Origin of the sequence: Microcoleus sp. Pol14D4, from assembly GCF_036701245.1 — a bacterium.
Taxonomy (GTDB): domain Bacteria; phylum Cyanobacteriota; class Cyanobacteriia; order Cyanobacteriales; family Microcoleaceae; genus Microcoleus.
This window is the reverse complement of sequence record NZ_JAUBQM010000007.1, coordinates 23,772-46,766: the sequence shown is the minus strand read 5'-3', so window position 1 is coordinate 46,766 and position 22,995 is coordinate 23,772. Positions and strand designations below refer to the sequence as shown.

The following is a 22,995-nucleotide window of genomic DNA, read 5'->3' as shown; positions in this document are numbered from 1 at the left end:
AGAAGACAGAGATCCGCCACCGACAGCACCAAAAAAAGTTTTGACTTGAGTTCAAACCCCCAGATTCATCTGTCAAGTCAATAATCTCAAATCTCAAATCTCAAATCTCAAATTGTTCGATATGCCAACAGCCAACAATTAGCTCGCAGCAACCCATGACTAAAATTATCCAAATTTTATCCCCTGATGAAGTGAGGCGCACTCTCACCCGCGTCGCTTCCCAGATTGTCGAAAAATCAGGGAATCCCTCGGAGTTAGTGTTGTTGGGGATTCATAGTAGAGGAGTGCCTTTAGCTCAAATTTTGGCAGATCAAATTGAAGTTCTCGAACAAGTCAAAGTACCCGTGGGCGCTTTAGATATTACCTTTTACCGAGATGACTTGGATCGAGTTGCGATGCGGACACCGGCTAAAACAGAAATTCCTTTCGATTTGACGGGCAAAACTGTGGTGTTGGTAGATGACGTTATATATAAAGGCAGAACGAGTCGAGCGGCTTTGAATGCGGTCAACGATTACGGGCGGCCGGAGAAAATTTGGTTAGCGGTATTAGTCGATCGCGGCCACCGAGAAGTCCCGATTCAGCCGGATTTTACGGGTAAAAAGTTGCCGACTGCAAAGGAAGAACAAGTTAAGGTTTACGTTCAAGATCTCGACGGGCGCGACGGAGTAGAGTTAATTAAGGGTTGATATCGTTGACTTTTGCATGGGAATAATAATTTTTGGAGGGCAGTGCGATCGTCCCCGCACAGCGCCCGTCATCTCAGAAGCGAGCAGATATAATGTGGAATTGATTAAGGGTTGATATCGTTGACCTTGGCATCAGAATAATAATAATTTTCCGAGTGCAGTGCGAGCTTAACAGATCGCGATCGACCAAATTTCTAGTTGGCGATCGCACTTGCTACCTCACAAACCAGGTTTATTCCGATATTTTTCGTTACTTGTCGCAAATTTTTCGTAGAAACCGGGTTTCTAGCCCCCATCCGTCTAGGACTGGTATCTGGGAAGAAACCTGGTTTTTAGCCAGAGCGCGGAGCGTCGTGATTAATGTTAAATCGGCAGTGCAGGAGTTGAACCTGCCTGGGGCGAATTATGAGTTCGCTGCCTAAACCGCTCGGCCAACTGCCGTTAAATCGATTTCTTCGACTTAACTCAAAATGAATTATAACATAATTTCTCAGTCCGTGCTAGAACTAGAGAACAAAAATCAAAATCTTTAGATCTGCTGAGTCCCGATCGCCTGTTAGCCAATGTGCTGGAGCCGATCGACCGGACAAAGCAGTTTCTAGGGCTCGGCATAAACTTATAGGCAATGGCAGTGAATTCGACGGTAGTGCTGACTCTAATTCTGCTCGCTCTAATGTTTGGAGCAGGCGTGACGAGTTCTGTTTGGGGATTTACTATAGGTCGCGAAGCCTTGCAAGGAACGACTCAACCCGATGTTCGTCCCAGCAACAATGCGGGCAGCGGCAAGCCTGGAACGACGGCTAGCAAAGACCAAGTGAGCATTTTGAAAGAAAAAGACATTCTCACAACCGTCAAAGCACGGATAGAAGGTCGCGATCCCGAAAAAACGGCCGGGGCAAATACTAAAACAGAGAAGGCAAGCTCTAAACCAGCCGCAGCCAAAAAACCCGCTGCACAAAATGCTAGCGCCAAGTTTCCTCTGAACAGTCGCGACGGGGGAATAACCCTGGAAGTGAGCGCGGCCAGTCAGCGCAACAATTCCATGCTGCTAGACGTGAGCATGAAAAATGAAGGCTCGCAAGCTGTGAGGTTTCTCTACAGTTTCTTGAACGTCACTGACGATCGCGGCCGGGCCCTGAGCGCGACTGCCGAGGATTTACCGTCGGAACTCCCCCCCAACGGGCAGGTGTTTTACGGTACGGTGAGTATTCCCACAGCTTTGCTGGAAAATGCTAAAGAAGTTTCGCTGACGCTGACAGATTATCCAGGTCAAAAACTTCAGTTGCAAATATCTGGCATTCCAGTGGCGAAGTAAAATAAAAGAAGACCAAACCTGTAGAGGGATTCTCAGGTTTGATCGAGAAAGTTTTTTTAGGGAGCATTGTGTCACTTTTAGGGGCGAGAGTGCAGGAGATATCTGATTTACCCGCGATGAGTTCGACAGAGGTGCTGTCGCGGTTGCTGTCAGTGCTGTTGCTGATTGCGATTAATGCTTTTTTTGTGGCGGCTGAGTTTTCGATGGTGACGGTACGCCGATCGCGCATCAATCAGTTAGTGGAAGCTGGCGACGTTGCAGCTTTAACTGTGCAATCTTTGCAGCAAAGTATTGAGCGATTGCTCTCGACAATGCAGTTGGGAATCACTCTTTCTAGTTTAGCTCTCGGCTGGATTGGGGAAAGTACGATCGCCGTGCTAGTCCGAATGTCTATCGGCTATTTGCCGCTGCCAATTTACATCAAGTCGGCGATCGCCCATTCTTTTAGCATCTCAATAGTAACTTTTTTGTTGCTAGCTTACCTGCAAATCGTACTGGGCGAACTCTTTCCCAAATCTGTAGCGTTACTGTATTCCGAACAGCTAGCCAGAACTTTAGGACCTCCGAGTTTATTGATTGCCCGTGTGTTCAAGCCCTTTGTGTCGTTTCTCAATCAATCTACTCGATCGCTCTTGCGGTTTGCGGGCATCGAATACGATCTAAGGCATCGCCCGGTTACTCCCGAAGAACTGCAATTAATTATAGCTACTTCCAGCGAATCGAGCGGCTTGGAAGCTGAAAAGCGAGAATTGCTCAACAACGTGTTTGAATTTGGCGAAGTTTGGGTAGAAGAAGTAATGGTGCCGAGGCCTAGCATTGTTGCACTTCCCAAGACAGCAACCTTTCAAACTTTGCTCGACGAAATGGCGATTTCTCACCATTCCCGCTATCCCGTGACGGGAGATTCTTTAGACGACATTATTGGGATTATTGGCTTCAAACAACTTGCAAAACCCCTAGCTGAAGGTTTGCTATCTCCCGACACGCCAATTTTACCTTGGATGGATTCGGTGAGGTTTGTGCCGGAGATGATGCTGCTGGGGGAACTGCTGCCTTTGATGCAGAGTTCGTCGGAAGAAATTGCGATCGTAGTCGATGAATTTGGCGGCATTTCCGGGTTAGTGACGCTGAGGGATTTGATTGCGGAAATTATCGGCCGCAGCTACGAGTCACCCGACAGTAAAGAAATTGCTTTGCAAGTATTGGACGATCGCACTTATTTAGTGCAAGCGCAGTTAAATGTAGATGATGTGAATCAAATATTGAATTTGGATTTGCCAGTAACTGACGAATATCAGACAATCGGAGGTTTTCTGAGCTATCAGTTGCAAAGAATGCCGGCTGTGGGGGAAGTTTGGCGCGGCGACAACGTAGAACTTACGGTTGTTTCTGTGTCCGGGCCGCGGTTGGATCAACTTCAAATTCACTTGTTGGAAGGGGCTGCGGGCGATCGAGCTTTGAGTGCAGTTGCAGCAGCGGATGAGGAAGTTGTGGGGCAAGGTCGAAAGAATAGCGGGTTGAGTAGTGTGGGAAAATTTTCTCATTAAGATTTTGATGAAAAGGGCTATCGAAATAGGGCAACTTTTTATACCAAATCTGAGTTAGCAACCCCGTTTATTCTTTAGTCTCTTAGAGAGAAACGAGAGTTGAGGGAGAAGCAATTTCAACCGCCGACTCGGAATACAGTTTAAGCATAAGCCACCGGATCTTTCAGCCCCAATTCCTCAAAAGCCGCCCGCCGCAGCCGACAAGAATCGCAAACGCCGCAGGCATTTTCCCCGCCTGCGTAGCAAGACCAAGTTTGCTCCCAAGGTACTCCTAATTTGTTGCCTAATTGAATAATTTCTGTTTTTTTAAGTTCGATCAAAGGTGTTACAATATTAATAGCATTTCCTTCTCGACCCTGCTTTGTTCCTAACCGAAATACTTCCTGCATGGCTTGGATGTAATCGAGGCGGCAGTCGGGATATCCAGAATAATCTAAAGCGTTGACACCGATGTAAATGCGCTCGGCTTCTAGAGTTTCTGCGTAGGCGAGGGCAAAGCTGAGAAAGATCGTGTTTCTAGCAGGAACGTAGGTAATTGGGATGTTTTGGGACATTTCTGCAAGATTGCGATCGATCGGCAATTCCATCTCATTATCCGTCAAAGCGGAACCGCCCCAAAGCGTCAGGTCAAAGTTTACTATCTGATGTGCCTTAACGCCTGCACCAAGTGCGATCGCCCTTGCTGATTCCAACTCCCGCCGATGCCTTTGCTTGTAGTCAAAGGAAATCGCGTAACACTCGCAGCCGTCGGCTTTGGCTTGATACAAAACTGTTGAGGAATCCAGCCCTCCCGACAATAAAATAACTGCTTTCACTTAAAACATCCTCAATAAAATTAGCTTTTATATTTATATCAAATTAGTCGCAAATTGACAATAATAATAGTTGTGTAGAACATCTAAATGTAGCTTAGGCACTGCACAGCTTACCTAAAAATTAACTGCTTCCTAGGCTCTGCCTGGGAACCGAGATTTAGAGGCTCTGCCTCGCATTACGGCCAGGAAAATTGGATGCAGAGCCTCCAGATATACGTTACCAGGCAGAGCCTAGTAACGAGTATAAAGAAAATTCATCTTTTGTAGAACAGACAAGATGCCTGTTCTTGAGATTGATGCAGGATGTCAGATTTAAGTTGCTAATAAATCATCGAGTTCGCGGTAATCTGGCAAAGTTGTATCAATTTTAATGCCCTGCCGCAAAACTGTGCGATCGCCCTGCGCTCTAGATAACAATTCGCTGAAATTCCGCGCCTTAAACAAAATCAAATCTGCAGGTAAACCCACTGCAACTCGTCCTAAATTCGGCAATCCTATTAAATCGGCTGGAGTCTTTGTAACTGCACAGGGCCAGTCTCCATAAGGCCTATCTAAATGAGCGATGCGGACTGCCATATTAAAAACTTCCAAAACATCATGGTCGCCAAATCCGTAAAACGGATCGCGACAATTGTCGCTAGCAACTGCAACGGGAATTCCTGCTGCTTTGAGTTCGTGCAGCAGTGTCACTCCCCGCCAGCGCGGTGTATGCTGAGATTCTCGGTCTTGCAAGTAAAGGTTGCACATCGGCAAGCTGACAATGCCGATATTTGCTTCCTTGACTAATTCCAGAGTTTCTGTTACTAAATCTGAGGGTTGTACGGCTAAACTACAGCAGTGTCCGCAGATAATTTGACCGGAAAATTCATGGCGGATGGCGGTTTTTGCGACTTCCCGCAATGTTACTGATTCTGGATCGTCGTTTTCGTCGGTGTGGAAGTCGAGGTTTAAATTTCGTTCTTTGGCTAAGGCAAAAACTCGATCGAGTTGTTTGTCTAAGTCGGGGTTCATATAGGCGACGCCGCCGAGAATGCCGCCAATTTGGGCAATGCGATCGGCTAATTTTTCGCCTGCGGGTGTCAGGTAATAGTCGAGGGAAACCAGGGAAGCTGCTTGTAAGATCAGCCGATCGCCCCATTCGGCTTGCAGCGCTTCAAATACTCCCAAACTAACGGTTCCCTGTTCGCCCGCGCTGTCGATGTGAGTCCGGATGGCCTTGGTTCCGCGGGCGTAGCTGCACTTTAGGCCAAATTCCATTCGCCGGTAAACATCCTCTGCATTCCAGTTTTTTTTGGCATCAGCGCACACTGCTTCGATCGCGCTGGCAAAAGTTCCATCGGGATTGGGCGATCGTTCCCAAATGTGGCCTTTGTCTAAATGGGTGTGCATATCCACAAAACAAGGCCAGATTAAGCCGCCCTGCAAATCTACAACTGAGATATCTCCAGAGGAGGATACAGGTTTTGTACCTGCTGGGATGATTTGGGCGATCGTACCCGCTGCAATTTCGATATCCACCAAACAAAAATTGTTCTCACTCCCCGTTGTCGCCCCAGTAGAAGCTGAGGGCGCGAGCGATTTCATCTCTAGAAGAGACGCGGGTACGCGACCATTTTTGAGCAAATAATTAGATGTACTTGGCAACATTAATTTTGTGAGTTAGTATTTTGTTGATAATTACTGGCTACCAGTTGTAACTATAACAACCCTTGCAGGAATTGTGAACATCTCTCTTTTCCTCTTTCTCTCTTTTCTAGATTCTCTACGCCCTCTGCGCCCTCTGCGGTTAGTTAAACAAATATCAGGCAGAAAGAAAATATAAATGCTAGAGAAACTTGGATTAAATAGGTAGCTTTGCTGTTGGTACTCCCGCCCTAATCACTGAAGCACTTATGCAAAATTTTTATATTTTCAGGACAGCGCGAAAATCAGCGTCACGAGTTTGGCTATGCCGGATACTTCCACAGCCTGAATCCTTTTGCTATCATAAATCACTGCTTCAAATTGCAATTTCACTTTCAATTAACAGCAGCATCCATAGCAATATCCAAAAAAAACTGTGTCAAAACCCAAGCATATAGTTTTAACATCCCATCCCGACAGATCTGGCACAAAACCTCATCCCATTTACTGGGGAGAAATCGATCCGCTGAAACGGGGGCCTGTGATTGGTAGCCTCACCAAATCGTCTCACCGGAATGCGATCGGCACTCATTCGGGTTCCTACTCTGTTTATCGCGCGCTAGCAGTTGCCAACGGCGCACTCCAAGCAGATCACCGCCCTGATTTTACCAACACCTCTCCAGCCGCACACATCGGGCCGCACCCGAGTTGGGGCGATCGCAATTTGATTGTTTCTCTCGATCCCTTTGGGGGTTTGGTCAGCGAAGTTTATACTTCATTTATCCAGCAGGGATACGATATTCGACCGACAATTGCGGTCACTAAAGCTCACATTAATATGCCGGAATTGCAAGATGCTATCGCTAAGGGGCGGGTGCAAATTGATGGCAAAATAGTCAAAGCAGGTGGCAATTTAGCAGTCACTAAAATTGCGATCGACCCGGTTTGGTATTTGCCGGGAATTGCGCGGCGGATTGGGGCTCAAGAAAGCGTTCTCCGCCGTGTCCTGTTCGAGCAAACAGGCGGAATGTTCTCGGATTTAGTGACGCGGCCGGACTTGCACGTTTTCTTGCCACCAATTGGCGGAACTACGGTTTATATTATTGGCGATGTCGCGAATATTTCTGACCCGGATAAGCAGTTGGCGGTACGGGTACATGATGAATGCAACGGTTCTGATGTCTTCAGTTCCGATATCTGCACTTGCCGCCCATATTTGGTACACGGGATGGAAATTTGCATCCAAACGGCACAATCAGGCGGTTCTGGGGTAATTGTTTACTTCCGCAAGGAAGGGAGAGCTTTGGGGGAAGTGACTAAGTTTTTGGTGTACAATGCCAGAAAACGGCAGGAAGGCGGCGATCGCGCTGATGCCTATTTTACGCGCACTGAATGTGTTGCGGGAGTTCAAGATATGCGGTTTCAAGAACTAATGCCAGACGTGCTGCACTGGTTGGGGATCTCTCGAATTGACAGTTTAGTTTCTATGAGCGATATGAAATACAATGCGATTATCAATTCTGGCATTCAGGTGGTCGATCGCATCCCCATTCCTGAAGATTGGATTCCCGCAGACGCACAAGTCGAAATTGTCGCCAAAAAAGCCGCCGGCTACTACACGCCTGACCCTGTGCCAGATGCTACAATTCTTGCAGAAGCGATCGGACGCGATTTAGGAGATTGAGAGGGCAAAGACGCGACCGATGGGACGCGAACAATCGCGTCTTTGCTAAACAAAATTTATTGCTGGTTTTTGATCAGTCAGGGTAGGTTATGGCTAATTTGCGTTCTAGTGTGATCGTAAAAACAGATATTTGCGGATATACCGTCAGAGTCAAAAAATTATCTCAGTCGGACTTAAGTAGTTTGTTAAACGAGCATAAAAATTTTGTTTCAGATATTAGCACCAGAAATGAAGGTAGCGTGATTAAAGGGGAAGGCGATTCATTTTGGATAATTTTTCCCAGCGTCACAGCAGCGGCAGTAGCAGCCATAGAAATGCAGCAAGAATTGAGAGCGCAACAATCTAGCAAGGCGAACGACGAACGATTGGCTATTCGCGTGTCGATTACATTAGGAGATGTCTTGCATCAAGATAAAGATATCTTTGGCGATACGGTTAATTTAACAGCGCGCATAGAATCAGTAACTCCGCCGGATGAAATATATTTGTCCCAAGCAGCATGGCTGGCGCTCAACAAAGCAGAAGTGCAAACGTCTTTTGTCAACGAGTTTTCTTTGAAAGGGATGAGCGAACCTGAAAAAGTATACAAAGTTGACCAAAGTTACAAAACGCGAATCATCAAGAATCAAGCAATAATTAAAGCAGATTTGAGAGGTTTTATAGCTTATCAAGAATCTAATTCTATCAAAGATGTGGAATATTTGCTCACCAACTTTGATACTTTTGAAAAAACTATTTGCGAAGAATACGGCGGCACAATTCGGAGTATTGTTGGTGATTCGCATTTGTTGACTTTCCCGGAAGCTCACTCAGCCTTAGCGGCAATGGAAAGTCTGTGCGAGAATTGGAAACTTTTTATTAACGCCAATCAAATACCTTGTGGCTTGTCGGTGGGAGTTGCTAAGGGGAATCTATATATATTTAGGTCTTGCACTTACGGAAAAGATATTCACATAGCCGACAGGCTGGAAGATTTAAGTAAAATAGTATCTCCGGGAAAAGAAAAAAACTCGGTGATAGTTTCCGATCACATAAAACGCGAAGTCAGCGGGTCGAAGTGGGAATATAAGTTGATCAAAATCGATAAAAATGCGATTTTAGATAATCTTTTAGATTACAGTCAGTTTGACTTTTTTCGAGAAAACGATGTTTACCGCTGTTTGGTGGTATGAAGTTGCAAAATATTGAAATTGAGACTGTAGAATATCTGAGAACGCCGGCTGCTATTCGCCAAAAGTGCGATCGGCTTTTTGATTTAGCCTGCCTGGACAAACTTCGCTACTTCCGCGTAGATTTATCCCAACTCGACAAAGCAGCAAATTATGTAATTGACACAACGCGCCAAAATTATCCCGATTTTAACATTCCCTTTCACAGTCGCTGGCGACATTTTGAGGCCGGCAACTTGTCGCGACTCGCCGAATTGGATGCAGCTTTAGCAGAATTTGCACCAGTTGAAAAAGCTAAGATCAAATTTGATTTAGCAATTATCAGCGTTTTGCTTGATGCCGGTGCTGGTGCAGATTGGCAGTATTGCGAACCAGAAACCGGGCAGGTTTACCGCCGTTCTGAAGGGTTAGCAATAGCCAGCTTGCGGATGTTTTGTCAAGGTGTTTTTTCCAGCAATCCCGCTTTTCCTTGGCAAGCTAATTATCGCGGACTTTCTCAATTAAAACTAGAAACCTTAGCTGCGGGATTTCAGGTAAGTAGAGACAATCCGCTAGTTGGTTTAACAGGCAGATTAGAATTATTGCAGCGTTTGGGAAATGCGATTTGCCAGCATCCATTATTATTTGGCACCGAAAACCCGCGTCCCGGCAATTTAGCAAAATACTTGCTCGACAGTCAGGTTTCTGGAGTCAACACTGTGAATGCTGCGATCGTATTGAGCGCTGTTTTGGCAGGTTTTGGGGAAATTTGGCCGGGAAGATATGCAATTGGTGGCGTTAATTTAGGCGATGTTTGGCGGCATCCGGCTTTAACAGGAGAAAATCTGGGAGATGAATTCGTGCCGTTTCACAAACTCTCGCAGTGGTTGGCTTATTCGCTGTTGGAACCGCTGCAAGAACTTGGTTTAGAAGTCGCCGGATTGGATGAGTTAACGGGATTGCCGGAGTACCGCAACGGCGGTTTGTGTTTGGATATCGGGCTGCTGCAGGCAAAAGATTCGGCTATTTTTGAGCAGAGTTACTTGCCAGGTTCGGAAGTTATAGTAGAATGGCGATCGCTCACTGTCAATCTTTTAGATAAAATTGCTGCAGCTATTCGAGAAAAGCTGCATTTGAGTGCGGAACAATTGCCGCTGGTGAAGATTTTGCAAGGAGGAACTTGGGCGGCGGGGCGGAAGATTGCCGCCGAATTGAGGGCTGGTGGACTGCCCCCAATTCAGATTCAAAGTGACGGCACTGTGTTTTAGAAGCAAGAAGGAAGAGAGAAAATTATCCCCTCTTCCAACTTAAAATTCAAAATTCAAACCTGAAAACTATACCTCACACTACACTCCCAACAAGCTGCTTAGCGACAAGTGCGATATTTGACGTGATAAACTAAACCGCGATGAGCCAAATCGAAGGAGTCAACGGTGGCCATGCCGGTACCGCGGGCTGTCATTGCAGCATTTACTCTCATATTTACACTGTCACCACAGCGAGACCAAACATTCGCTACAGTGGCTAAGCTATCTCGAACATTGTAGTTAGTTTCACCGCTGAGATTCCGATTAAAAATGGGGCCGCGGGTTCCAGCGAAAAAGTATTCTGCTCGCAGGTTGCCTGTGGTTTTGGGTGCAACGTAGCCGCGATAATCAGCATCGTAGATAGAAATTTGGTAGCCTTGGGGTACTTTGATAGGAATGCTCAGATTGCAGCTTTTTCTGCTTTCTGTTGAGACATTTCCCAGGGCTGCAAACTTATCAAATAGGATGGTGAGTTCTTGACCGTCGGGGCTGACGCTGACGCTGGCGGAGCGATCTGGGCAACCGCTACCGCCGTAGCTTGCACCTAAAATTTGAACTGCCGGATTAGCCAAGGCGGGGCTGATAGAAGCAGTCATTAATGCCGTAGCTAGCAATAGTTTTACAAACTTCATGGATGTTCTCCTTAATAGTTCACTTGTGTGTTAGGAGCACCCTAAAAAATTGGAACTGAATTTAGGTAAGGTTTTTTACACTTGGATATGGTCACTTTCATGTGGAAAGATGAAAAGCCAGTTAAGCCAAGCTTATGACCTCATGTGCTGTTCCTATTCAGGTTTTTTCGATTAGTGAATTAATCGAAAAAAATATTTTCTGCTGATACTTCTTAAGATTCGTATCTGTTGATGAAAGTTCCGGAAGATTCCAGTGCTTGAATCCGGATATTTTTTAGTGGGCTTGGACGAAGTGCCAGACAGCTAGACCGGTCGGGAGGCTTTTGGAGCGGGATATGCGTTCTCATGAAGAGCGCGGGAAGAACAGGAAGCGAGAAAATTAATTTATTGTGATTTTTAAACCTCGCATTATTTAGTGTCGCGGTGTGCAGATGAAAGGCAAGTCTAGGAGCAAAATTTATTGGCGCAGTATTCGTGTTTGCAATACGGGTTTGATATAAGTAGTCCAGAAGGAAGGGGCTACAGAAACCTATTTTTTTGCGTCAAGAAAGCGTTGATGGCTGATAAGTTAGAATAAAGCAAATTAATTATTCAAAAAAATGAGTGCTAAAGTTACTGTCATTGACCATCCTTTGATACAGCACAAGTTAACTCTCATGCGGCAAACTAAAACGAGTACGGCGAAATTTCGCCAATTGCTGAAAGAGATTGGGATGCTGCTAGCCTATGAAGTGACGCGAGATTTGCCGCTAAAATACGAACTAATAGAAACGCCGATCGCCAAAATGAATGCACCGGTGCTGGCTGCAGAAAAGAAAATTGTTATTATTTCGATTATGCGCGCAGGTCAAGGACTGTTGGATAGTATTTTAGAGCTGATTCCCTCTGCGAGAGTAGGACATATTGGTTTGTACCGCGATCCGACAACTCGGATGGCGATCGAATATTATTTCAAAGTTCCCCAGGATATCGAACAGCGAGATGTTTTAATTGTCGATCCGATGTTGGCTACTGGTAATTCAGCAGTCGCGGCAGTGGATAGGCTTAAAGAAGTTAATCCGAAGTCTATTAAATTTTTGTGCTTGCTGGCGGCACCGGAGGGACTTAAGCACTTTCACGAACAACACCCTGACGTGCAGATTTATACGGCTGCAGTTGATGAGTGTTTGGACGAACACGGCTATATTGTACCCGGACTGGGAGATGCAGGCGATCGGCTTTACGGCACTATGTGAATTTAACAAAATGATTTTGGGCTGTATATGTCAATACATTCATTTAAAAATAAGTTTACTAACATAACTATTGGTTTGATAGTGCCAAACAATGTAAATTGTAAGATTTTAATATCAGCCAAAGCCTATATACAGCAATGGTTGTAGAATTTTCTTACATTATATTCGTAAATTGCATTGTCTCAATGTATTTACTGCATTTTATGGTTAAAATCTCTGCCTTTAGTGTAATTAATCGCAGGAATTAATTCATAAAATAGATGTAAGACGTTAACCGTTTGCGATCGACTACTAACAATTTTTGTACGAGGAAAAAACAATGGAGACTACAGCACAGAAGGAAGCCCCCGATCAGCCTGTTGAGGAAGTGAAAATTAACAATATCAACAGTTTGGAGTTTGAGCTTTGGGCTAAAGCAGTCAAACGCCAGATGATTGCAGCACTCTCTAAAAAGGGCGCGATTTGAGAGTTATGGATTTTTTGTGTGCAACTTGTGTTAATTAGATTAACAAAATTTTTGTCTGCATTGTTGTTCAAGAGCGATAAGGGGCAAGGGGAAGAGTTTTGAGATTGGGCTTCTCGATGAGTTGCGAGAGGGGGAGAAGAAAGCATTTTCCTTTTTCCTAGTTTTGGACGCATGGGTGCCAGGAAACCGGGTTTTTTTACGAAAATACTTCTGTTGCAATCGGCAGAAATGGTAAAAAACCCCGGTTTCTTTGTGTCAAGAGTGCCTCCGGGACTGTTCTATCTGCCGAATGCTTTCTGCCACATTACGATCGCTTGTCAACCGCCGCCAGCAAGCGCAGACTTCCGTCTTGAATCTGCACTGCTTTCACCGTTCCCACAGCAACTCTTTGTTGACCGTTAGCCATCGCTACCTCAATCTTAATTTTGGGGTCAGCCAGTAATCCCAGCCGCCCCCAGAGCCACTTAACTTGAGTAGCAGGAAAAGAGCGCACTTCTACATCTGAAAAAGGCGAATTAACCCAGCGGCTACCATCGTAAAAACTCGCTACTTGCACCTGATACCAAACTTGTTCTCCCGCCAATTTTAACTCGTTGTTCGGTTCGGGTTCCAGCCACTCAGCGGGATTGACACTGTTAATTAAAGTAGCAGAACCCATAATTTGACTTTTGTGGGCTTCTAAACTTTCAGCCTGAGAAACTGCTTCCTGAAGTTTGTTGACCAAATTCCGAATTCGACTTCTTGTTTCGCTGTCAGTATCTGATTGCTGGTCGAGCCAATTCATCGCCTCGCGAGCTCCGTCTTGAGAAGCTACAATCAGAGCACCCCAAGCCTTGACATCGGCGTCAGCGGCATTCACTCTCAAGGCGGCGTCTATGCGGTTCCAGATCCGCCCGCTGTCATTTTTGAGGGTTGTGGCTATTTCGTTACTGTTGCTCGGATCGGCTTCAAATACTTGCAAAGCTTCGGCCCAACGGCCGTCGATCAATTCTGCGAGAACTTGTTGACCGGGACTGGCCCAAGATGCGATCGCCTGAGCCCGAGTAATTTTAGCGTGAAATTCGATCGTTTCTAGCTGAGCTTGCGCGACTGCGGGCCAATTTTTGCCAGCTTTCCCCTTCGCCAAACGCATGACATTTAATGCTGGAGACCACAGCCCGCTTTTGGCCAGTCGCAGCCCATTTTTGTAAGTCTCGTCATTGAAAGCAATTTCTTCTAAAGAAATCGCCGTTAACTGAACGGGGTTCGGCAAAAATTTGCGCGGCCCAATTTGATAAAGGGTAAATTGTGGCTCTAAACCAACTGTTTGGTCGATCGCCAACTGCGGGTTTTCCCCCTTAACAATTTGCTGCCAATTCGGCGGTTGTCCGGCCGCACTCGCCCACTCCAACAGCGGCATTAAATGATTTTGGCTGGGGTTGTAGCGAACGACTTGTCCGTAGGGAATTTTCCTGTCGCCCCGCTTTAGTTGACCGCTGACATTAAACCAAATGCCCGATGCGGGGGGCTTTCCGTCAAAGCGGCGCAGTTCTGTTAGGGGTAGGGACTGATTCGAGGCTTGATTGTCAGATGTAGAGTCAGCTAAAGAAGTAATGACAAAAGATTCCGCCGGGCCTTCTACGTTCACAGAACTTGCTAACTGAAAATACTGCTCTTTATCGGAACTGCGATCGGGAAGCTGCACCCGCTTGTACACGCGAAGTTCGACTATTTGACGGCAAGGATTTTTGCAAACAGTAGAAGCCTTAACAGTTCTTTCTACCATCACCGGCAATAGCAAATCGGAAATAGAATTATCGCTGGATCGATCGACGGGAAGCGGCAGAGGTTCTCCGGTTACGAATCCCAATTTGCGGATGCTGCCTTTGATTTGATCGAGAGTTTGGATGGAATCTCTGCTACCTGTAGGCAGGCGGGACCATTCCGGCACAAACTGAGAGACCAACTTGTTGCCATTGGGATCGACAATTAGCTGATAACTCAGCCAAGCGCCGCCTCCCATCAAAGCTGCACAGCCAGCCAAGACGCTGAGGGCTGTCACATTAGCTACCAGTCTTTTCCAGGGATATCTGGCGCGAGTTCGGGGAGTAGGTATGGGAAGTTGGGACTCTTGAAGATTTTTGGGGCGTCGGGTTTGGCGCCGGCGTCTTGTCGGAGGAGGAGCAACTTGGCGATTTTCTGGGGGTTTGGCTCGATTTTTTGAGGGGTTAATTTTGTGTTCCATCATGCCATTTTAGAATTTAGATTTTAGAATTTAGAGTTTAAAATTGCAATAGCCGATCGTACTGCCGACCTATGATATCCCAAGTGTATTGGCTTTCCACGAGCGATCGAGCGCTGACAGAGATCTCTTGTCTTAGCTGCTGATTTTCAAACAAACTGGCGATCGCTTCAACATACTCCTGAACTTTGTTCGCCCGCAAGGCCCTTCTCGGTTGTGGGCCGCCATCGACGGCTAAACCCTCCAAACCTCGATCGCTGGCAACCACGGGGGTTCCCGCAGCCATCGCCTCCAAAGTTTTATTTTTAATCCCAAAACCTATCCGCATCGGCACCACACAAACAGCAGCTTGATGCAAATATTCTGCCACCCTTTGCACCCGGCCTACTACTTGAATTCCGGGAAGTTCCCCCAAGGCGAGCACTTCCGGGACTGGCGATGCCCCTACTAAGGTGAGGGTAGCATCGGGATAGCGCTGCTGCAAAGGCGGCAGTATTTGCAAACTCAGAAACCGCGCCGCGTCAATATTGGGCAAATTGTTCATTGCGCCTGCAAAAATTAAGGTGTGTCCTCCCGGATCGATCGACCGATACGGAAATTGAGTTAAATCCACGCCGTTAGGAATTACATCTATGGGAGGTACAAAAAAATCTTGTTTCCCTCGCACCCGATCCGGAGGCAAAAGTAATTCGAGGAGTTGTTCTCTGTCGGTGGATGTTGTCGCAACAATGCGGGAGAATTTGGAACAGTAGCGTTTTTCGTAGCGGGCGAGTAGCGGTAAATTCAGTCGATCGCGCAGGGGTTTTTCCGAGGTGCCGGTGGCTAACATTTCCCTGCAAGTTCCCCAAACGGAACTGTGAATGTTTGCCACTGTCAGCACTTTTTGCCGCCATTCTGGACGCACGTAAATCTCATTAACGCTGTGTTCGCAGGTGACAGCATCGCATTTGCCTGCTGTTACCAATTCGTCTGCCCATTTCTGCATTGCTTGGGAGTAGCTGGAGAGTACGTTCGGAGGCGTCCCGGACAACAAAAATCGACCGAATCTGTGGAATTTTCCTATTATTTTAGAGAACCCCCCCTCAGTCCCCCCCTTATTAAGGGGGGGAGGTAAAAATCTTTCCTCAGTCTCCTGGTGGAGTCTTAGCCCCCCCTTAGCAAGGGGGGGTTGGGGGGGTGTCTGCGGATGGGGAAAAACTGCCAATTCTCCAACTTGCTGGCGCAATGTGTCGATTTGTGCATCGGTGACATCGGGCGATCGTACAGTGCCGAGAATTACATCATGCCGCCGGCTCAAGTATTGCAATAAATTAAACGTCCTTACCTGAGTTCCTCCGCGACTTGGCGGATAAGGAAAAGTCGAGGAAAGCATCAAAATCTTCATGGGATGTGGGATAAATAAAGTTGCCGATTGCGCGATAAGATTGATTGATAAAATCTTTTTAACAATCTTCGCACCTATGGACGAATTATCTGTTAAGGCGCTGCTCGAAGACTTGAAAAAGTCCGACGAAATCGTGCGCGATCGGGCAACTACAGAACTCTGGCGCACTTGGTTTAACCAGAAGGGTGACTATGGGATGCAAATTCTCAGGCGATCGCAAGTTTCGTTAGATGCAGGCGATGTTCACCACGCTTTGGATTTGCTGACGAAACTGATTGCGGAAGCGCCGGATTTTGCGGAAGCTTGGAACCGACGCGCCGTACTTCACTATACCCAAGGAAATTATAAAAAGTCGATCGACGACTGCCAAATCGTCCTCAAACTGAACCCGGTGCATTTTGGGGCGTTGCACGGTCTGGGTTTGTGCTACGCTGCCTTGGGAGAATACATAAATGCTATTCAAGCTTTTCGTCGCGCTTTGGAAATTCAGCCTTTTGCTTTGGTGAATCAAAAGTTAATTCTCGAATGTACGGCTCGTTTGACTTAAAATTAACTGTGGAGTGAAGGAAGAAGAAAGTTAGGCAACGAGCAATGTACGGGATGTAACGGATGTAACGGATGTCAGTCCGATGTCCGTCGGAAGGAGGAAGAAGGAAGAAAATCAATGGTTTCAGGATTTTTTTGCAATCTTAAATCTCAAATCTCAAATTGTCTAAGTTAGTGCCGAAAATTAGCGTTTGCATTCCTACTTACAATCGAGTGCATCTGCTGGCTTGTGCGATCGCCAGCGTGCTAGATCAAACTTATACAGATTTTGAATTAATTATCTGTGATGACGGTTCTACTGACAGCACTCCTCTGTTGATGTCGGAATTTGTCGATCGCGGGATTCGCTACATCCGCCACCCGCAGAATATCGGCAAGAGTAATAATATGCGATCGGGCTTTGCGGCAGCAAGGGGTGAGTATTTTATCAAGTTTGACGATGACGATCGCCTGAGCGCGCAATTTCTAGAGCGCACATCTGCTATTTTAGATAAAGACCCCAGCATCGATTTTGTCAGTACCGATCACTGGGTGATCGACATTAACAATTATATTGACGAAAAGCAGACGAAACTCAATTCGCAGCGGTGGGGCCGCACCGAGTTGTCGGCGGGAATTATTGAAGATTTGCTCTCCACAGTTTTTCTGAGACAGAGTTTGCAAATAGGGGCGACTTTGTTTCGGCGCCGCGCCCTGGAAGAAGTCGGATTTCTGCGACCCAATTTGCAAAATTGCGAAGATAACGATTTGTTTGTGAGACTTGCGATTGCTGGCAAAAAGTGCTATTACTTGCCGGAGCTGTTGATGGAGTATCGAGTTCATGCAGGACAGCAAGGAGTCGATCGGGCAATTCCGTATTTAAGCGATAAATTGCGCTATTTGATCGGCTATGAATTTGATTCCGAGAACTTGGAAACAGTCAGGCTCAAAAGGATTGCCGAAACTCAATTAGCGCTAGGTTTGCGGCTGATTGAGGTGGGTGAAACTCAAAAAGGGCGCCTGATGGTACGGGCTGGAAAGTCTGTTTCTGCGGCGAAAATGTGGGCTGGTTTGGGATTGTCGCTGCTGCCCGTCGAGTGGCGGAGGAGGGCTTTTGCTGCGGTGCGGGAGTTGGTAAAAGGGGAGTTGTGAAGGCGTAGGATTTCTACAGAATACGCGGCGGTTGAAACCGCGTCTATACACACAAAACTCACAAGGCAAGGGTTGAAAAGTCGGGGGTTAAAATCACGTTTATACAGACAAAACCCATCGAAACAAGTTTAAATTCTTGATTTTCTTGAGTCCCCCTCTGCTGGGACGAGGGGCAAGTGTAGACGAGGTTTTAACCGCCGAGTTTTCTGGCGTGTCGCTTTACAAGCAGAAATTATCCGATTGATATAGCGGGTAGCCACGGAATATCTGTAACGCCTGGGTCGTAGCCAAGTTGTTTGAGTAGTGTGGTAATTTGCCCTCTATGGTGAGTTTGATGATTGAACATATGTGTCACCAGAACCCAAGTCGGTAGCACGCGGCATTTACCATCTACATTGCTGGTGTACTCAAACGGTTGACTCAACCAGTCAGAATTAAGGTGTGTAGACCATTCTATAATTTGCCGATCCGTTGTCTCCCGTTCTGCTCTCAAAACCTCAAAGTCAGCATAAAGTTCTTGACCGATAGCGGTAACAGAAAATGGGTGAAGAGTGAAACGCCCCATCCATGCTTTGTCCCCATACAGTAAGTGATTCAAAGTGCCATGAATCGACTTAAAAAAGGCACCCATATCCTGTTTGCGCTGTTCATCAGGAATTGCCGAGCACACCGAATATAGATTTTGATTCATCCAGCAATTGTACTCGGCCATTAGCTGGTAGTAGCTACCGTCGTACATACTCAAAACTTAACTACATAGTTTAAACAACTTACATTATACAAATAGGTCTTTCACAAAACTCCTGACTCTAATTGGTCTAGATAAATAAACTCAGGAGCTTTAACTCCTGCTTCTTCTCTAATTTTAACCAGTCTAGGCGACTCAAAAAACGCCCTAGCATCTGCGATTGATGTCCACGCGGAGAAATGAACAATTTTGTTCGGATCGTTGTCATACTTCAAGACCTGATAGGAGCGCTCGCCAGCTTCTTTTCGGATGCTTTCAGCACGATAGAATACCTGTTTCCAAGCTTCATAATTTTCTACTTCATGAATAATTAAGACATACTGCATAGTAATCAGATTCTATGAGCCTCTCAAAACTTCAAGGGTTCGATTTACTCCTCTTTTTCCTCAGCATTTTCCTCTTTAAATCCCAACCACAAGAGTATTACATCTTCTACTTAGAGCATTTTATCGGATGTCAGACTTCCCAATTTGCGTAGAAGCTTTGCATGAGGGATTGTAATCATATTTTGTACGTCAAATACTCCTTCTCGGAGGAACTTATTTTTGACTTTCACCTCAAATCTTGAGCCGCGTAGACTTGTTGTATGTGGCACTAGAGTCGCTAATGCCTGGTCTTGATTTAAAGCAGGAATGCTCACGACCAAACATGGTCTGACTTTCGCAATATAACCTAGATCGACTAACCAGATTTCACCACCATCGGGGCTATTCATATAGGGATTCTTCCTCATCTAACTCGAGAAAAAGTCCCTCAGCATTCAGAACTAAATCCTCATCAGAAAGGGGAGGAAAGTCTAAATAAACAGTCCGTCTCAAAATTTCCAATACCAAATCTAACCGCTCTGAGTCTGTTAATCGCTCAAAGGTATTCAAAAGTTCTTCTACTAAAATAGTCATAGCTTTTTCCCTAGACTTGCTTATAGCATAGCACAGGTTTTAAATAGAACCATCTAAAAAGACATAACACCCAGCTCCCCGCAGCACTTTAAGCCTGCGGGGTTATAACCTCGATCGCGCTTTCCACTAAAGTAGTAAACAGTGCCTGATGTAAATAAGTTTTTCCTAAATATCGTGTCTATATTTTCTGAAATTCCGACTGTGTGGTTGCAAATTTCCCTCGTGGGAGTCTGGTTGGGTTTGATTTTACTGGTAGCTGAAGGGTTAAATCGCTTTACTTCTGTCGATCCTGAAGTATCGCGGAAGGTGGTGCATATCGGTACTGGAAATGTGATTTTGCTGGCGTGGTGGCTGGAAATACCCGGTTGGGTGGGGATTTCGGCGGGGGTTTTAGCAGGTGCGATCGCCCTAATTTCTTACCAAGTTCCGATTTTGCCCAGTCTTAACAGTATCAACCGGAAGAGTTTGGGGACTTTTTTCTATGCTGTTAGTATCAGCGTTCTCGTAGCTTGGTTTTGGCCGCTGCAACATCAGGAATACGCTGCTTTGGGCATTTTAGTCATGACTTGGGGCGACGGATTGGCTGCTGTCATCGGCCAGAAATACGGCAAACATATTTATCGAGTTGGGGGAATTCAGAAAAGTTGGGAAGGTTCTGCAACTATGTATTTGGTGAGTTTTGCTGTTAGCAGTTTGATTTTGCTGGCGGTTCAAGGCAATATTTGGCAAACTTGGGCTGTGTCTGCTGTTGTAGCTTTGGCTGCTGCTACTTTGGAGTCGGTTTCCAAGCTGGGAATTGACAATCTCACTGTGCCGATCGGCAGTGGGGCGATCGCCTTTTTCCTAAATCAATTTTGGCTAATTGGTAATGTGTAATCTGAACTTACCCCCACGGGGGGCGTTGCTGGATACAGGTATGAATTCAAGATTTCGCAATTGCTATAAACGGCGTTGCTGAATATAGGTATGAATTCAAGATTTCGCAATTGCTATAAGCCCGCTTGAGGGTGAGTTTTGTAACTTCAAGCGAAAAGGTGATTCATACGCCAGAATCAGCAACGCCAATTATCAATTGTCTAAGTCTCGTTAAAGCAGCCGACGTGCTTGTAAAATTTGTTGTTGCCATTGCTCGAAAGTGGGGATTTTTGAGCGATCGTCTGTTGGAAACATCCCTCTGATTTGCTCCATAAGCTCGATCGCCAGCGGTACACCAAGCTGCAATTGTTCCAACACATCCCGCTGAGCAAAAACGGTTTCCGGTGTTCCTTCTAAAATCAGTTGTCCTCGATCCATTACAAACACCCAATCAGCCCAGCGGTAGATGAAATCGAGGTCGTGACTTGCTAAAAGGATGGTGGTTCCAGCGCTGTGAATTTGTTGAAGTAAACCGATCAGTTGTCGGGTGTGACGCGGGTCGAGATAAGCGGTAGGTTCATCTAACAGCAGCAGTTTGGGCTCCAGAACCATGATATCGGCGATGGAAACCCGCTTTTTCTGGCCCAAACTGAGATTGTGAATTGGTTCGCGGGCGAGTTCGCTTAGATCGAATTGTTCGATCGCCTCCTGCACCTGTTGAGCAATTTCGGATTCTCTTAAGCCTAAATTGTACAATCCATAGGAAATATCTTCTTCTACCGTCGAAGCTACTAATTGATGTTCGGGATTTTGAAAGACGAGTCCGATTTGTTGGCGCAGTTGCATCAAGGATTTGCGATCGTAGCGAAAGGGTTCACCTTGCCAGCTAATGATTCCCTGTTGCGGTTGATATAAGCCATTTGCTAACAAAAAAAAGGTAGTTTTGCCGCAGCCATTTTGACCGATCAGCCCGCACCGTTTCCCAGCGGGGACTTTGAGATTTAAACCCTGAATTGCCACTCGCGAACCGCAGGGATAGGAGTAGGAAGTGCGATCGAATTCGAGAATCCATTCAGACATATTCGTTATTTTTTATAGCCTTGTTCCCAGGCTCTGCCTGAGAATAAATACCCGGAGGCTATGCCTCCAATTACCGATTACCGATTTCCATTGTATAGCAATCCTTGCAGGAGTAGTCAACTTTTTACCCCACCCCAACCCTCCCCTTATCAAGGGGAGGAAGTAAAAAATTCACCAATGATTTAGGATTGCTATATTTGTGTCAACCTCGATCGGATTTTGACAACTGCCAAAGTTGCATTTCATAACAGAGATGTTTCTCAAAAAGTTGGCCCGCCTCCAATCCTTCAACCACCAGCTTTTTGAACCAGCGACGAAATACCCAGCGCAGGAATTTGTGGACTGGCGGAACTGTGATCGCGATTAAATCGGCAACATAAAGCATTGTATTTAGTCCATACCTGCGAAAAGTATCGACATACAAATCGATTGTTGGCAAAATATGGGCGGAAATATCCTCAGTTTTGACTAAAGTAAATCCAGCCTGCTTTAAGGCTGCATGAAGTTCCGTAACAACATGACAATTAGAGAACATTCCCTCTTTATAATTAGCATCAGATCGCAGCATATCTGCCAGCAAAACATAACCACCCGGATTGAGGATTTTGGCGGCACCGTTAGCAATATCAACAGCCGACATATACTGGCTACTTTCGCTAAAGAGAATAAGATCGTAGAAATTGGTTGCTTTGAAGTCTTCAAACCTCGTGAGGTGGAAGATTGCCCGATCGCCAGTACACTTAAGAAAGCGCTGCTGTTGAAACGGATCGGGTGCGAGCCCTTCGACTGCAAAACCTCGATCGAGCAAATAAGCCGCATTTCCGCCAATCCCACAGCCCACATCGAGTATCGTATGAGTGCCTTTGGGGATCGCATCCAACAGTTTTACAGTATAAGCTTGCTGAGCCAGGCGCAATCGTGCGATCGTTAGTTCGTCAGCGGGCACAGGTAGGGTTTCCCAATAGCCGTAGTGAAGGTAGGGCGAATCTGTCAGGCCCAAATAGTAATTAAGCGCTGCATTTTGGTAGCGAGTTACCTTGGAAATTTCGATTGATTTTGGCTGCGGCATTCGGAAAATTTAGTAAGTTTTAGGATTTAGGGCAGAGTTGAAATTCTTCCCAGCGCTTGCATACTTGTTCATAGCACTCAACAGGAGAAATTGCCAAGTTTTGCAACAAATTGATATCAATCTGACCGTTGGCGATCGACAAAAATATAATTGCTTCCTTGGGTTCGTACCTAGCAATGATTTGGAGCAGATTTGAAACAGTATTTTGCTCTATTTCTAGTTGTTGCAAATAAACGGTTGCCTCCAAGTCGGAAATAAAGTGCAGATCGTACTTTATAGTATCTACGCTCCAATTCACCGAGCCGTTAATGGGAGTATTGATTTTGCAAGCAACCAAGCCTCGTCCTCGATGCAAAAAGCCATTCCAAGCAGTATGTCCGATCGACAAAATATTCTGATGAATAAACAAGTTTTGCCAGTAGCCAAAACTACCCTGCCAAACACTATCTTCGATTCGCATTTCTTTTCCATTAAAATAATATACGCTTCAGAACCCAGAGCGAATTACATCAGCTTCCATGTGTGTTTATCTGCTCATCTCTGCGGTTAAAAAACCCCAATCCAATAAAAAAAAATAATAAACTCACCATCATCTATACCT

The 22,995-nt window shown here is 45.8% G+C and carries 23 protein-coding genes and 1 tRNA gene; 11 read left to right on the top strand and 13 right to left on the bottom strand.

All coding sequences use genetic code 11. From position 1 onward, the window contains the following. Positions 1–155 precede the first annotated feature (155 nt). Positions 156–689 carry a bifunctional pyr operon transcriptional regulator/uracil phosphoribosyltransferase PyrR gene (gene pyrR / locus QUA33_RS05335; protein WP_333147068.1) on the top strand — a complete coding sequence of 178 codons (534 nt, stop codon included), beginning with the start codon at positions 156–158 and terminating at the stop codon, positions 687–689. A 368-nt stretch (positions 690–1,057) separates the two neighbouring features. Here the strand turns inward: pyrR and QUA33_RS05330 are convergent. Further along, positions 1,058–1,130: transfer RNA gene (locus QUA33_RS05330), tRNA-Ile, on the bottom strand. 184 nt (positions 1,131–1,314) lie between these two features. Between QUA33_RS05330 and QUA33_RS05325 the strand changes: the two genes are divergently transcribed. Next, the gene (locus tag QUA33_RS05325) at positions 1,315–2,004 is read left to right on the top strand and encodes a hypothetical protein (RefSeq protein WP_333095393.1); all 690 of its coding nucleotides are present in this window, start codon (positions 1,315–1,317) and stop codon (positions 2,002–2,004) included. 68 nt (positions 2,005–2,072) lie between these two features. Further along, positions 2,073–3,551 carry a hemolysin family protein gene (locus QUA33_RS05320; RefSeq protein WP_333147066.1) on the top strand — a complete coding sequence of 493 codons (1,479 nt, stop codon included), beginning with the start codon at positions 2,073–2,075 and terminating at the stop codon, positions 3,549–3,551. 140 nt (positions 3,552–3,691) lie between these two features. Here QUA33_RS05320 and queC read toward each other — a convergent pair whose 3' ends face one another. Both queC and QUA33_RS05310 read right to left on the bottom strand, forming a co-directional pair. Continuing rightward, the gene (queC, locus tag QUA33_RS05315; protein WP_333095391.1) at positions 3,692–4,366 is read right to left on the bottom strand and encodes a 7-cyano-7-deazaguanine synthase QueC; all 675 of its coding nucleotides are present in this window, start codon (positions 4,364–4,366) and stop codon (positions 3,692–3,694) included. Positions 4,367–4,678: 312 nt separating this feature from the next. Further along, positions 4,679–6,013, bottom strand: coding sequence for a cytosine deaminase (locus QUA33_RS05310; protein WP_333147064.1), 1,335 nt, complete (start codon positions 6,011–6,013; stop codon positions 4,679–4,681). A gap of 412 nt (positions 6,014–6,425) precedes the next feature. On the opposite strand from QUA33_RS05310, the gene QUA33_RS05305 reads away from it, so the two are divergent. The 3 genes from QUA33_RS05305 (at position 6,426) to QUA33_RS05295 (ending at position 10,089) form a co-directional block, all read left to right on the top strand. Then, positions 6,426–7,673, top strand: coding sequence for a GTP cyclohydrolase II (locus QUA33_RS05305; RefSeq protein ID WP_333147062.1), 1,248 nt, complete (start codon positions 6,426–6,428; stop codon positions 7,671–7,673). Positions 7,674–7,762: 89 nt separating this feature from the next. Next, complete coding sequence (locus QUA33_RS05300) at positions 7,763–8,845, top strand: adenylate/guanylate cyclase domain-containing protein (RefSeq protein ID WP_333147060.1); 1,083 nt, start codon at positions 7,763–7,765, stop codon at positions 8,843–8,845. Further along, positions 8,842–10,089 carry a URC4/urg3 family protein gene (locus QUA33_RS05295; RefSeq protein WP_333147059.1) on the top strand — a complete coding sequence of 416 codons (1,248 nt, stop codon included), beginning with the start codon at positions 8,842–8,844 and terminating at the stop codon, positions 10,087–10,089. Before QUA33_RS05300 ends, QUA33_RS05295 begins: the two co-directional genes overlap by 4 nt. A 98-nt stretch (positions 10,090–10,187) precedes the next feature. Here QUA33_RS05295 and QUA33_RS05290 read toward each other — a convergent pair whose 3' ends face one another. After that, entirely contained in the window at positions 10,188–10,760 is a 573-nt protein-coding gene (locus QUA33_RS05290; RefSeq protein WP_333095384.1) for a DUF4360 domain-containing protein, read from the bottom strand. A gap of 599 nt (positions 10,761–11,359) precedes the next feature. Between QUA33_RS05290 and upp the strand changes: the two genes are divergently transcribed. After that, entirely contained in the window at positions 11,360–11,995 is a 636-nt protein-coding gene (upp, locus tag QUA33_RS05285; RefSeq protein ID WP_333095382.1) for a uracil phosphoribosyltransferase, read from the top strand. Between the two features lie 319 nt (positions 11,996–12,314). Beyond that, complete coding sequence (locus QUA33_RS05280; protein WP_333095379.1) at positions 12,315–12,461, top strand: hypothetical protein; 147 nt, start codon at positions 12,315–12,317, stop codon at positions 12,459–12,461. A 304-nt stretch (positions 12,462–12,765) separates the two neighbouring features. Here the strand turns inward: QUA33_RS05280 and QUA33_RS05275 are convergent, their stop codons facing one another. Both QUA33_RS05275 and QUA33_RS05270 read right to left on the bottom strand, forming a co-directional pair. Further along, the gene (locus QUA33_RS05275) at positions 12,766–14,688 is read right to left on the bottom strand and encodes a hypothetical protein (protein ID WP_333095377.1); all 1,923 of its coding nucleotides are present in this window, start codon (positions 14,686–14,688) and stop codon (positions 12,766–12,768) included. Between the two features lie 34 nt (positions 14,689–14,722). Beyond that, the gene (locus tag QUA33_RS05270; RefSeq protein ID WP_333147057.1) at positions 14,723–16,066 is read right to left on the bottom strand and encodes a glycosyltransferase family 4 protein; all 1,344 of its coding nucleotides are present in this window, start codon (positions 16,064–16,066) and stop codon (positions 14,723–14,725) included. 76 nt (positions 16,067–16,142) lie between these two features. Here QUA33_RS05270 and QUA33_RS05265 point away from each other — a divergent pair, with 76 nt between their 5' ends. Next, complete coding sequence (locus QUA33_RS05265; RefSeq protein WP_333095374.1) at positions 16,143–16,613, top strand: tetratricopeptide repeat protein; 471 nt, start codon at positions 16,143–16,145, stop codon at positions 16,611–16,613. Positions 16,614–16,786: 173 nt separating this feature from the next. Then, positions 16,787–17,743: a glycosyltransferase gene (locus QUA33_RS05260; RefSeq protein ID WP_333147169.1), complete on the top strand. Its 957-nt coding sequence runs from the start codon at positions 16,787–16,789 to the stop codon at positions 17,741–17,743. Between the two features lie 232 nt (positions 17,744–17,975). On the opposite strand, the gene QUA33_RS05255 is transcribed toward QUA33_RS05260, so the two are convergent. The 4 genes from QUA33_RS05255 to QUA33_RS05240 form a co-directional block, all read right to left on the bottom strand. After that, positions 17,976–18,482 carry a DinB family protein gene (locus QUA33_RS05255; RefSeq protein ID WP_333095372.1) on the bottom strand — a complete coding sequence of 169 codons (507 nt, stop codon included), beginning with the start codon at positions 18,480–18,482 and terminating at the stop codon, positions 17,976–17,978. A 53-nt stretch (positions 18,483–18,535) separates the two neighbouring features. Beyond that, positions 18,536–18,817, bottom strand: a complete 282-nt coding sequence (locus QUA33_RS05250) for an antibiotic biosynthesis monooxygenase (RefSeq protein WP_333147055.1) — start codon at positions 18,815–18,817, stop codon at positions 18,536–18,538. A 110-nt stretch (positions 18,818–18,927) separates the two neighbouring features. Beyond that, a complete protein-coding gene (locus QUA33_RS05245; RefSeq protein ID WP_333147053.1) occupies positions 18,928–19,206 on the bottom strand; it encodes a type II toxin-antitoxin system PemK/MazF family toxin in 279 nt (92 codons plus the stop codon). Continuing rightward, positions 19,199–19,390, bottom strand: coding sequence for a hypothetical protein (locus QUA33_RS05240; protein WP_333147051.1), 192 nt, complete (start codon positions 19,388–19,390; stop codon positions 19,199–19,201). Before QUA33_RS05240 ends, QUA33_RS05245 begins: the two co-directional genes overlap by 8 nt. 174 nt (positions 19,391–19,564) lie before the next feature. On the opposite strand from QUA33_RS05240, the gene QUA33_RS05235 reads away from it, so the two are divergent. Next, positions 19,565–20,266, top strand: coding sequence for a diacylglycerol/polyprenol kinase family protein (locus QUA33_RS05235; protein WP_445243220.1), 702 nt, complete (start codon positions 19,565–19,567; stop codon positions 20,264–20,266). Positions 20,267–20,476: 210 nt separating this feature from the next. On the opposite strand, the gene QUA33_RS05230 is transcribed toward QUA33_RS05235, so the two are convergent. The 3 genes from QUA33_RS05230 to QUA33_RS05220 all read right to left on the bottom strand — a co-directional run bounded on the left by QUA33_RS05230 (position 20,477) and on the right by QUA33_RS05220 (position 22,854). Further along, on the bottom strand, positions 20,477–21,325 hold the full coding sequence (locus QUA33_RS05230; protein ID WP_333147049.1) for an ABC transporter ATP-binding protein: 849 nt from the start codon (positions 21,323–21,325) through the stop codon (positions 20,477–20,479). 202 nt (positions 21,326–21,527) lie between these two features. Continuing rightward, positions 21,528–22,394: a methyltransferase domain-containing protein gene (locus tag QUA33_RS05225; RefSeq protein ID WP_333147046.1), complete on the bottom strand. Its 867-nt coding sequence runs from the start codon at positions 22,392–22,394 to the stop codon at positions 21,528–21,530. A gap of 19 nt (positions 22,395–22,413) precedes the next feature. Continuing rightward, entirely contained in the window at positions 22,414–22,854 is a 441-nt protein-coding gene (locus QUA33_RS05220) for a hypothetical protein (RefSeq protein ID WP_333147045.1), read from the bottom strand. Positions 22,855–22,995: the final 141 nt, after the last annotated feature.

What these genes read in the sequence shown, in the direction of transcription:
- QUA33_RS05265 (WP_333095374.1), top strand. Translation starts at nt 16,143, where the DNA reads ATGGACGAATTATCTGTTAAGGCGCTGCTCGAAGACTTGAAAAAGTCC.
- pyrR (WP_333147068.1), top strand. Translation starts at nt 156, where the DNA reads ATGACTAAAATTATCCAAATTTTATCCCCTGATGAAGTGAGGCGCACT.
- upp (WP_333095382.1), top strand. Translation starts at nt 11,360, where the DNA reads ATGAGTGCTAAAGTTACTGTCATTGACCATCCTTTGATACAGCACAAG.
- QUA33_RS05230 (WP_333147049.1), bottom strand. Translation starts at nt 21,325, where the DNA reads ATGTCTGAATGGATTCTCGAATTCGATCGCACTTCCTACTCCTATCCC.
- QUA33_RS05275 (WP_333095377.1), bottom strand. Translation starts at nt 14,688, where the DNA reads ATGATGGAACACAAAATTAACCCCTCAAAAAATCGAGCCAAACCCCCA.
- QUA33_RS05225 (WP_333147046.1), bottom strand. Translation starts at nt 22,394, where the DNA reads ATGCCGCAGCCAAAATCAATCGAAATTTCCAAGGTAACTCGCTACCAA.
- QUA33_RS05310 (WP_333147064.1), bottom strand. Translation starts at nt 6,013, where the DNA reads ATGTTGCCAAGTACATCTAATTATTTGCTCAAAAATGGTCGCGTACCC.
- QUA33_RS05220 (WP_333147045.1), bottom strand. Translation starts at nt 22,854, where the DNA reads ATGCGAATCGAAGATAGTGTTTGGCAGGGTAGTTTTGGCTACTGGCAA.
- QUA33_RS05255 (WP_333095372.1), bottom strand. Translation starts at nt 18,482, where the DNA reads ATGTACGACGGTAGCTACTACCAGCTAATGGCCGAGTACAATTGCTGG.
- QUA33_RS05300 (WP_333147060.1), top strand. Translation starts at nt 7,763, where the DNA reads ATGGCTAATTTGCGTTCTAGTGTGATCGTAAAAACAGATATTTGCGGA.
- QUA33_RS05280 (WP_333095379.1), top strand. Translation starts at nt 12,315, where the DNA reads ATGGAGACTACAGCACAGAAGGAAGCCCCCGATCAGCCTGTTGAGGAA.
- QUA33_RS05240 (WP_333147051.1), bottom strand. Translation starts at nt 19,390, where the DNA reads ATGACTATTTTAGTAGAAGAACTTTTGAATACCTTTGAGCGATTAACA.
- QUA33_RS05245 (WP_333147053.1), bottom strand. Translation starts at nt 19,206, where the DNA reads ATGAATAGCCCCGATGGTGGTGAAATCTGGTTAGTCGATCTAGGTTAT.
- QUA33_RS05290 (WP_333095384.1), bottom strand. Translation starts at nt 10,760, where the DNA reads ATGAAGTTTGTAAAACTATTGCTAGCTACGGCATTAATGACTGCTTCT.
- QUA33_RS05270 (WP_333147057.1), bottom strand. Translation starts at nt 16,066, where the DNA reads ATGAAGATTTTGATGCTTTCCTCGACTTTTCCTTATCCGCCAAGTCGC.
- QUA33_RS05250 (WP_333147055.1), bottom strand. Translation starts at nt 18,817, where the DNA reads ATGCAGTATGTCTTAATTATTCATGAAGTAGAAAATTATGAAGCTTGG.
- QUA33_RS05295 (WP_333147059.1), top strand. Translation starts at nt 8,842, where the DNA reads ATGAAGTTGCAAAATATTGAAATTGAGACTGTAGAATATCTGAGAACG.
- QUA33_RS05325 (WP_333095393.1), top strand. Translation starts at nt 1,315, where the DNA reads ATGGCAGTGAATTCGACGGTAGTGCTGACTCTAATTCTGCTCGCTCTA.